The organism is uncultured Thiodictyon sp. (assembly GCA_903837595.1).
Lineage (GTDB): Bacteria > Pseudomonadota > Gammaproteobacteria > Chromatiales > Chromatiaceae > Thiodictyon.
Genome location: CAILVI010000312.1, coordinates 1 through 9217, shown reverse-complemented (window position 1 = coordinate 9217; position 9217 = coordinate 1). Strand labels below are relative to the sequence as shown.

Here is a 9217-nt window from a genome sequence, read left to right as displayed (position 1 = left end):
CGGGATCAAGGTCCCAGGGTACCGGCTGCACCTGACCACTGGCGCCGATGCTCAAGACCTTGGTCACTGCGCCGGCCGGGAGCTGCACCGCGGCCGGGATCGAGGTCCCAGGGCGAAGGGCACCGCTCCACCTGGCCACTGGCGCCGACGCTCAAGGTCGGCAGGCTCAAGGCCCTGGCACTGGCGCCGATGCTCCCGACTGGGATCTAGGCCCGGGTCGGTCTTGGGCGTGCGCCGTGCCCGTTCCCCTCCCTGTCGGCTGGCGATGCAGTCGGGATCAAGGTCCCAGGGTACCGGCTGCACCTGACCACTGGCGCCGATGCTCAAGACCTTGGTCACTGCGCCGGCCGGGAGCTGCACCGCGGCCGGGATCGAGGTCCCAGGGCACGGGCACCGCTCCACCTGGCCACTGGCGCCGATGCTCAAGGTCGGCAGGCTCAAGGCCCTGGTACTGCCCCCGGCCCCATCGTTGCCCGTGCGCCACTGGTGCGCCACTGCCGGGCATCATCTGGTAATATCGCCCAACACCGGGTAACAGCTAGCCCCACGCAAGCCCCTGTTTTTCATGCTCCAAGATGTTGCGATATGCTGTAAGTCCTTGAATTTTCAGGACTCAAAATCTGACGGGGGTGACCCCATGCCGGTTCGATTCCGGCCCTCGGTACCAAGAAAAGACAAGGGGTTAGGTTGAAAAGCCTAACCCCTTTTTCTTTGCGCGCCGTGCCCGTGCGACACTCATGGGACGCCGCCGCACAGGCCGCCCCGCCCTGGGGCGCCGTCACGGATTGCAGGATACCGAACAAGCGATGCCCAAGCTCGCGCTCGCCAAGCTGGAACGTCACCTCTACGGCGCTGCCGACCGGTTGCGCCAAGAGGGGTTGGACGCGGCCACCTACAAGGATTACATCTTCGGCCTGCTGTTTCTCAAGCGCTGCTCGGACCAGTTCGAGGCCGAGCGCGAGCGCATCGTCGGGCGCAAGGTCGACCAGGGCGTGGTCCAGGACGAGGCGCAGCGCCGCTACGGCGAGAACCCGGACTATTACGACACCTTCTTCGTCCCGGAACTGGCCCGCTGGGACTATTTGAGCGCCAAGCTCAACGACGCCACCCAGCCCTTCGGCAGCCGGCTCGACAAGGCGCTCGCCGCGCTCAGCGAGTCCAACGAGGACCTGGAACACGTCCTGGACCACATCCAGTTCATGCGGATGCAGGGCAACCGGCGCGTGGTGGGCGATGACGCCTGCCGGGAGCTCGTCATCCACTTCAGCCGGCATCGCCTGCGCAACGAGGATTTCCAGTTCTCCGACCTGCTCGGCAGCGCCTACGAGTTCCTGATCAATATGTTCGCGGAGTCCGCCGGCAAAAAGGGCGGCGACTTCTACACGCCGCGTGACGTGATCCGGCTCATGGTCCGCATCCTGAAGCCCACCGCCGGGATGCGTGTCTATGACCCCACTTGCGGCTCCGGCGGCATGTTGATCATCAGCCGCGAATTCGTCGAGCAATCCGGGGGCGACCCGGGCAACCTCTATCTGGCCGGGCAGGTCAACGACGCCTCCGCCTGGTCCATCTGCAAGCTCAACATGCTGCTGCATGGCGAGACCGGGGCCGACATCCGGCTCGAGGACACCCTCCTGCACCCCATGCACCGCGAGGCCGGGGAACTGGAGCGCTTCGACCGGGTGATTGCCAACCCGCCCTTCAGCCAGAACTACACCCGCTCCAACATGGAGTTCCCGGAGCGCTTCCGCTGGGGTTGGTGCCCGACCAGCGGCAAGAAGGCGGACCTGATGTTCGCCCAGCACATGCTGGCCGTGTGCCGCCCCGGCGGCATGGTCGCCACCGTCATGCCCAACGGGGTGCTGTTCCGCGGCGGGGCGGAACGGGAGATCCGCCGCAAGCTCCTGGAGCAGGACCTGATCGAGGCCGTCATCGCCCTGCCGCAGAATCTGTTCTACGGCGCCGGCATCCCCGCCTGCATCCTGATCATGCGCCCCAACCTCACCGGCCGGGAGCAGAACCCGGCCAAGCCCGAGGCCCGCCGCGGCCAGGTGCTCTTCATCAACGCGGATGCCGAATATTTCGCCGGTCGCGCCCAGAACTACCTGCGCCCCGAACACGTCGAGAAGATCGTCACCGCCTACGAGCGCTTTGCCGACCTGCCGGGCTATGCGCGGGTGGTGCCGGTGGCCGAGATCGCCGACCCGGCCAACGACTGGAACCTCAACATCCGCCGCTATGTGGACAACGCCCCGCCGCCCGAGCCGCAGGACGTTCGCGCCCATCTGCATGGCGGCGTCCCGGCGGCCGAGGTCGAGGCCCGGCGCGCGCTGTTCGATGCCGTCGGCCTCGACCCGGCACAGGTCTTTGTTGGCCATCCTCCCCCCTCTCCCCTGGTGGGAGAGGGGCCGGGGGTGAGGGGTGGTGGCTACCTCGATTTCGCCCCCGCACTGACCGACCGCGCCACCATCCGCCCCCTGATCGAGTCCGACCCGGGCGTCCAGGCCCGCGCCCAGACCATCCGCAAGACCCTGGACACCTGGTGGGCCGCCCACCCCCCCGCATCATCGCGCTGCCCGAGCGCCGCAACCTCAACGCCGTCCGCGCCGAGGTGCTGGACAGCTTCGTCGCCACCCTCGCCCCCCAGGACGCACTCGACCGCTTCAAACTGGCCGGCGTCATCGCCACCTGGTGGACCGACACCTTGCCCGACTTCAAGACCCTGTTGGAGAACGGCTTCCCCGGTGTGATCGACGGCTGGGTGGACGCCATCGCCGATGCCCTGGAGGACGACGACAACGCCGGCCCCGCCTTCGACCCCTTCGGTCACAAACTCGTGCGCCGCACCATGGCCGAGTACCTGGAGCGAATCGCCGCCGCCCGCGCCGAGATCGCCCGATTCAAGGGCGAGAAGGCCGCCTTCGAGGCCGACAACGCGCCGGACGACCTGGAAGAGGACGAGCTGGCCAACTGGAACCAGGCGCGCGAGCTGGACCGTCAGGCGCGGGAATTGCGCGCCGAGCACAAGGCCGCCCTGACGGAATTGAAGAAGTTGGAGGCTGCCGCCAAGAAGCCACCCGCGGCAGCGGGACGAGCGTCGGCGGCAACCCAGGCCCGACTTGAAAAGGCCCGCGCCGCACTGGCGCCGGTGCTTGGCCGTCTTGCCGCCATCGCTGAGGCCTTGGAGCCCTATGAAGAGACCAAGGCCGATCTGACTGAGGCCCGCAACAGCTACCGGACACTGCTCAACGACTTCCTCGCCGAACTCAAGACCACCTGCGATACGATGGGGGAAGACGAGAAACGCCATCTGGTGTTGGAATTGATGGCACTGGATGTGCGGGCGGGGATGGATGCGGCCATGCTCGATCGGCGAATGGCGGCAGCGGAATTCGTGGAAGTAGTTTGGGACAAATATCGGGTAACATTCCGAACATTGCTGGGCATTAAAGCCAATATCGAGGCAAGACTGACGAACGCGCTCAAAGGTATTGGTTACGCATGAAAGACCTAACCTATCAAGCGCTCAGCGACCTCGCGGAGTTAAATCCGCGCATAGATACAAACGGTCTTCCAGGCGACACGAGGGTTTCGTTTGTTCCCATGGCCGACGTGTCTGAAGCCGGGAAATGGATCGGGCGACAGGTTCGTTGTCTCGATGAGGTTCGGGTAGGTTATACGCCCTTTGCTGATAACGACATCTTGTTCGCCAAAATCACCCCATGTATGGAGAATGGCAAAGGCGCGCATGTGCAAGGCCTTATGAACGGCATCGGGTTTGGAAGTACCGAGTTTCATGTGCTTCGCGCGAAGGCCGATCACTCCCCGCGATTCATCTTTCACTGGCTTCAAGCGCAATCAACACGGACGCGAGCCATCGCCTTTATGGGTGGTTCCGCGGGGCAACAGCGCGTTCAAGCCTCGTTTTTCGAGCATTATAAGATCCCAACGATTCCCGCGGCCGAACAGCCCCGAATCGCAGCGGTCCTCGACACGGTTGATGAGGCGATTGCTCAATCAGAAACAGTGATCGCCAAGCTCAGGCAAATCCGCACCGGACTGCTCCACGACTTGCTCACCCACGGACTCGACGAAAATGGTGAATTGCGCGATCCTGTGATTCATCCCAAGAAATTTCGTGACTCATCCCTTGGTAGGATTCCGATAGATTGGGAAGCGCTAACGCTCGAAGAATGTTGTGACTGGTTTAGCGGTGGCACACCGGACCGTTCGCGCGCGGCTTGGTGGGCGGGCGCAATCCCGCTACTGACGCCAAAAGACATGAAATCGTTTGAGCTTTCTGATACCAGCGAACATATCACTGAAGAGGCGCTACAGTCCGGCTCGCGGCTGATGCCTCACGATACCGTATTCATCGTCGTACGCGGAATGATACTTGCGCACACATTTCCCGTGTGCCTTTCCTCAGTCCCTTTCGCGTTCAACCAAGACATCAAGGCGATACGCGGGCGCGGCAAGCTACAGAATCGCTTCCTCGCACTTTGGTTCGCAGCCAATGCCGACTTGTTTCTACGAAGAGCCACCGAGGCAACCCATGGCACAAAAAAACTAGATACCCCGGAGCTTTACCGAGTTAGGATCGGCATTCCTTCGCCGGAAGAGCAGGACGCCATCATCAAGCATATCGAACTCATCTCTCAGGAGGAAGCCACCGAAATCGCAACTCACCACAAGCTGTTGCGGTTGAAGGCCGGCCTCATGTCCGACCTCCTCACCGGCCGAGTCCGAATCCCCGCCGACTTACTGGAGATGACCTGATGATCCCGGTCCCCATCCCTGCCTGGAACGCCCGCGGTCTGATTCCACCCAAAGATCCACTTCAACCCACCGGGAATGCACGCTCACCCTACCGGGTGCGGCTGCCGGAATTGGTGCTTCGCTTTGGGCAGACCCCGGAACGGCGGGCCGTGCTCGACGGGTTTCTGCGCTACCGCGCGGAACTGCAAGGGGCCGGCTTTGTTCAGGCTTCCAATGGTTGAATGGCAGCTTTCTTGAGCACATCGAGGTTCTGGAACGACGCCCACCCAACGACTTGGACGTGGTGTCGTTCGTGCAGTATCCGAACGGCCTTTCACAGCGGGAGTTTCTGGCCCGATTCCCCCACCTTGTACCAACCGATCCCCAGGCACAACAGGCGCTCAAAGCGACCTACCAGGTGGACGGTTACCTGGTGGACTTGGGGATGACCCCGGAACGCTTGGTGGGGCGCGCTGCCTACTGGTACAGTCTATGGTCGCACCGACGCGATGACACTTGGAAGGGCTATCTGGCGGTCGATTTGGCGCCCACCGAAGACCCGGCCGCGCGATCAGAATTGCTGACATTGAGTTCACAGGGGCCGCTGCCATGAATCGTGACGAGCATATTGCAATCCTTGCTGAGATTGGGACCTTGCAGCGCATGTTAGCGGAAACGCCGGAGGAAGACGTCGTGGACCGGGCGAGCCTGACGGTGCGCTTACAGGTGCTCGAGGATCGGATCGAGAAGGCCGGGCCTGTGCAACGTGAGCCGGCGCGCGCCCGCCTCACCTTCGCGGGCCGACCGGTCATCGGCAGTTATGGAATCTTCGCAGACTTTGGTGCTAAAGCGGTCGGTGGGTTCACCGACGCCGTGGCCGCGGTTGCTGCATCACTCACGGCGCCGCTGGCCGCCATGGGTCCGATCCCGAACCGCGATCAGAATCAACTGCTCATCACCAACACCGCACTCGGCTCCTTCGGCTTCGAGTTGGAGGAATACCGGGGTGAACAGTTGTCGCTCGATGACCCGTCTATCATCGAGCAGGCACTGGATCGCACCCAATGTCTGTTGCAAGGCAGCATCGACCCGAACGATGAGATATTAGCGGACTCCGCGGCGGAGTTGGATCAGCGCGCATTGGACAAGGTGCGGGCCTTTATCAGCACCCTGGCGGACCAGGATGCGACCTGCGCCCTGCAATTTCGGGAACGCACCTTTCGTTTCTCGGACCTCGGCCAGGTTCGCGCTAGCCTGGCGCGTCTCGGGCGGGACAATCTACACGAGGATACCTTGACCCTGACCGGTGAGTTTCAAGGTCTTCTCTCCAAGCCGCGGACCTTCCAGTTTGCGGCGGATGGCGATCTTGGCGTGATTACCGGGAAGGTCTCGCGAGCCGTACCGGATCTCGATCGAATCAATCGGGACCTGGGTTACCGGCGGGTACAGATGACTTTACTCACGACCCGTGTCGGGTCCGACCGTCCCCGCTATCTCTTGGTTGAGGTTCCGCGCCTGGTGGATGCCGAGGAGCAGTCGAGCACAGGGACCTGAGGGACGCGGACGGTGCAAACGAAAAGAATCGCCTCCCCGGAGTTCCGGGACGCCCGGTGCCAGACTGAAATCGCGCCCCTGGAGCCTGCGGCGGGGCCCCGACAGACTGAAACTGTGCGCCGCGGAACCGGAGGCGGCCCCCTGGGGATTTGAGCGGTGTCGCTGAGACTTCGTTTGGCACATCTCAAGACTTGCGCCGCGTTCCTGAGCTCTTGAGATGTGCGCCGCAAAGGCTCAGACGTGACGCCAAAACACTATAAGGCATAATAGGTTGTAACGTTTCCACACGTCGTATCCTTTCAGGCGTGCGCCGCGACACTTGCGGCGCACGCCTGAAGCCTCGCGGGGCGCCGCTGGACCCTTGAGCGGTACCGCTGAAACCTGGCGCGGCGCGCCTGGATTTTGGAGCGGTACTGCGCAAACCCCGCGGGACGCCGCGCGACCCTTGAGCGGCACCGCTGGGATCTGGCGCGGTGCAGCTGAGACCTCGCGGGGTGGATGATCTCCCGGGCACGCCCGCTGATTAGCACAACCGTTAGCACAAGCACAGTTGCACTGAAACAGTGCGGCGAAACGGAAGAACAATGTGTTAAGAGATTTTGACCGAAAAATAGCACAACCCCGCCGCTACCCATAAGAACGATTTCGCCCCGATTTCCGGGGCGGCGGCATCAGACTCAGAGCGCAGGCAAGCAAATGAGCAAGATCGAGTGGGAACGCGATTTGGTGGAACTGCCCTTCTGTCGGCAGCTTCAGGCCATGGGCTGGGAGTGGATCGAGGGCGACCCGGACCTGCCGGAGTCCACCGAACGGACCAGCTCGCGGGAGGTGCTGCTGCATGGGCGCCTGGCCGCGGCGATACGCCGCATCAACCTGCGCGACGGTCAGCCTTGGCTGGACGAGGCGCGGATCGCCCGGGCCATCCGCGACCTGGAGCAGGCACCGGGACACCGGCTCATGGAGGCCAACCAGGCCGTCACTGAACTGCTGCTCAAGGGGACCGTCGTCGACGGTCTGCCCGACTGGGACCAGGGGCGACCCCAGCCGGTACGGTACATCGACTTCGACCACCCCGAGAATAACGATTTCCTGGTCATCAACCAATTCAAGGTGGAACTGACGAGCGGGCGCGGTCATATCATCCCGGATAGCGTCTTATTCGTGAACGGCCTGCCGCTGGGGGTAGCTGAATTCAAGAGCCCCGGCAGTCAGAACCCCATCGGGGCCGCGACCAATCAGCTGCTGCGGTATTCCAATCAGCGCCGCGAGGTCTGGCCTAGCCAATACAGCGAGGATGAGGGCGTCGAGCGTCTGTTTCGGACCAACCAGTTGCTGATCGCCAGCGACTTCTTCGAGGCGCGGGCCGCGACCCTGGGGGCACCGCCCGAGGCCTATCTGGAATGGAGTGATACGAGCCCGGTCCCCATGACGGTGGTCGCACAGGAGCTGGGCCTGGTGTCGGATGCGCCGGACCCACAGCTGGCCGCCGCGGAACTGGCCCTGCTTGGTCCGGAGCAGTCGGAGCGGGCCGGGACACCCTTGTTCTTTCGGACTCCCGCCCAGCGCCCACCGGCTATGCGGGGTCCGGGCCTGCAAAGCCAGCAACTCCTGGTCGCCGGCATGCTCCGGCCCGCCCACCTGTTGGACCTGGTGCGCAACTTCACGGTCTTCCGCCAAGTGGACGGCCGCACGCGCAAGGTGGTGGCGCGCTATCAGCAATTCCGCGCCGTACACAAGGCCATCGCGCGACTGCTCGCGGGTCGCTCGCACTGGCGCGGCATGGCGCGCGACGAGCGCGGCGGCATCATCTGGCACACCCAGGGCTCGGGCAAGAGTCTGACCATGGTCTTTCTGGTGCGCAAGATGCGCACGACGGCCGATCTGCTCGGCTTCAAGATCGTGGTGGTGACGGACCGCACCGATCTGGAAGGTCAATTGCGCGAGACGGCCCGGCTGTCCGGCGAGACCCTGCGGCCGAATGAACAGGACGAGCGATTGCGCGAGTCGCCGACGGCCCGCACGCAACGCATCCTGCGCGACCCGACCCCAGACATCTGCTTCGCCATGCTCCAGAAATATCAGGAAGGGGCGCGGGATCGCAACGGCGAGCGGGTGGCCATGACGATCCAACGCAACGAGAAACGGCCCGGCAAGGATCAACCCGTCATCGAGAAGACCCTGACCTATTCGGAGCGCGTCGATTACGAGAATTTTCCGTTACTCAATGAGTCGCCGGAGATCCTGGTCCTGATCGATGAGGCACACCGCAGCAATACGCGCACCCTGTACCGGAATCTGCGCCGCGCCCTGCCGAACGCGGCCATCATCGGCTTTACCGGCACGCCCATCCTCAGTCATGACAAGAAGACGACGGCGGAGATCTTCGGTCACTTCATCGACCGCTATCTCTTGCAGGATGCCGAGCTCGACGGGGCCACGGTGCCGATCCTCTACGAGGGGCGTACCGCGGATGGTTTCGTCAAGGACGCGACCGGCCTCAATCAGCTATTCGTCGATATGTTCGTCGATTATACGCCGCAAGAACTGGCGATCATCAAGGCGCGCTATGGGACCGCGGGCGACGTGCTGGAGGCGCCGCTGCTGATCGAGCAGAAGGCCCGTGACATGCTCCGGCACTTTGCCGCCGTCGCACTCCCGGAGGGCTTCAAGGCCCAGGTCGTCGCGACCAGCCGTCAGGCAGCGGTGACCTATCAGCAGCAATTGATCAGGGCGCGCGATGACTTGGTCTCCGCGATCGAGGCGCTACCGGAGTCAGTGCTGGCCCTGGGTGATCGCCAGTACGAGCACTTTTGCGGCTTTGCCCGGCGCCTGCACTTTTGGCTGACGCACCAGGGCGGCAACCCCTTGTTTGCCCCGGTGGAAGTCGACAGCGGCGACACCGAGG

Annotated in this window: 8 protein-coding genes; all 8 read left to right on the top strand. The window is 63.4% G+C overall.

The window, feature by feature from the left end:
- The first annotated feature begins 319 nt into the window (after window positions 1–319).
- Window positions 320–535, top strand: a complete 216-nt coding sequence (locus tag QZY44_RS17280) for a hypothetical protein (protein ID WP_295448903.1) — start codon at window positions 320–322, stop codon at window positions 533–535.
- Window positions 536–806: 271 nt separating this feature from the next.
- Window positions 807–2750, top strand: a complete 1944-nt coding sequence (locus tag QZY44_RS17275) for an N-6 DNA methylase (RefSeq protein ID WP_295448900.1) — start codon at window positions 807–809, stop codon at window positions 2748–2750.
- The gene (locus QZY44_RS17270) at window positions 2705–3505 is read left to right on the top strand and encodes a hypothetical protein (RefSeq protein WP_295448898.1); all 801 of its coding nucleotides are present in this window, start codon (window positions 2705–2707) and stop codon (window positions 3503–3505) included. Before QZY44_RS17275 ends, QZY44_RS17270 begins: the two co-directional genes overlap by 46 nt.
- The gene (locus tag QZY44_RS17265; RefSeq protein ID WP_295448896.1) at window positions 3502–4779 is read left to right on the top strand and encodes a restriction endonuclease subunit S; all 1278 of its coding nucleotides are present in this window, start codon (window positions 3502–3504) and stop codon (window positions 4777–4779) included. Before QZY44_RS17270 ends, QZY44_RS17265 begins: the two co-directional genes overlap by 4 nt.
- Window positions 4779–5000, top strand: a complete 222-nt coding sequence (locus tag QZY44_RS17260) for a hypothetical protein (RefSeq protein ID WP_295448893.1) — start codon at window positions 4779–4781, stop codon at window positions 4998–5000. The genes QZY44_RS17265 and QZY44_RS17260 overlap by 1 nt, the downstream gene beginning before the upstream one ends.
- Window positions 4997–5371, top strand: coding sequence for a hypothetical protein (locus QZY44_RS17255; protein ID WP_295448890.1), 375 nt, complete (start codon window positions 4997–4999; stop codon window positions 5369–5371). The genes QZY44_RS17260 and QZY44_RS17255 overlap by 4 nt, the downstream gene beginning before the upstream one ends.
- Complete coding sequence (locus QZY44_RS17250) at window positions 5368–6312, top strand: hypothetical protein (protein ID WP_295448887.1); 945 nt, start codon at window positions 5368–5370, stop codon at window positions 6310–6312. Before QZY44_RS17255 ends, QZY44_RS17250 begins: the two co-directional genes overlap by 4 nt.
- 696 nt (window positions 6313–7008) lie before the next feature.
- Window positions 7009–9217: type I restriction endonuclease (locus QZY44_RS17245; protein WP_295448885.1), on the top strand; the 2209-nt coding region annotated here is incomplete at its 3' end.

Excerpts from the sequence above, each read along its gene's own strand:
- QZY44_RS17280 (WP_295448903.1), top strand. The coding sequence starts at position 320 with ATGCTCAAGACCTTGGTCACTGCGCCGGCCGGGAGCTGCACCGCGGCC.
- QZY44_RS17275 (WP_295448900.1), top strand. The coding sequence starts at position 807 with ATGCCCAAGCTCGCGCTCGCCAAGCTGGAACGTCACCTCTACGGCGCT.
- QZY44_RS17265 (WP_295448896.1), top strand. The coding sequence starts at position 3,502 with ATGAAAGACCTAACCTATCAAGCGCTCAGCGACCTCGCGGAGTTAAAT.
- QZY44_RS17260 (WP_295448893.1), top strand. The coding sequence starts at position 4,779 with ATGATCCCGGTCCCCATCCCTGCCTGGAACGCCCGCGGTCTGATTCCA.
- QZY44_RS17250 (WP_295448887.1), top strand. The coding sequence starts at position 5,368 with ATGAATCGTGACGAGCATATTGCAATCCTTGCTGAGATTGGGACCTTG.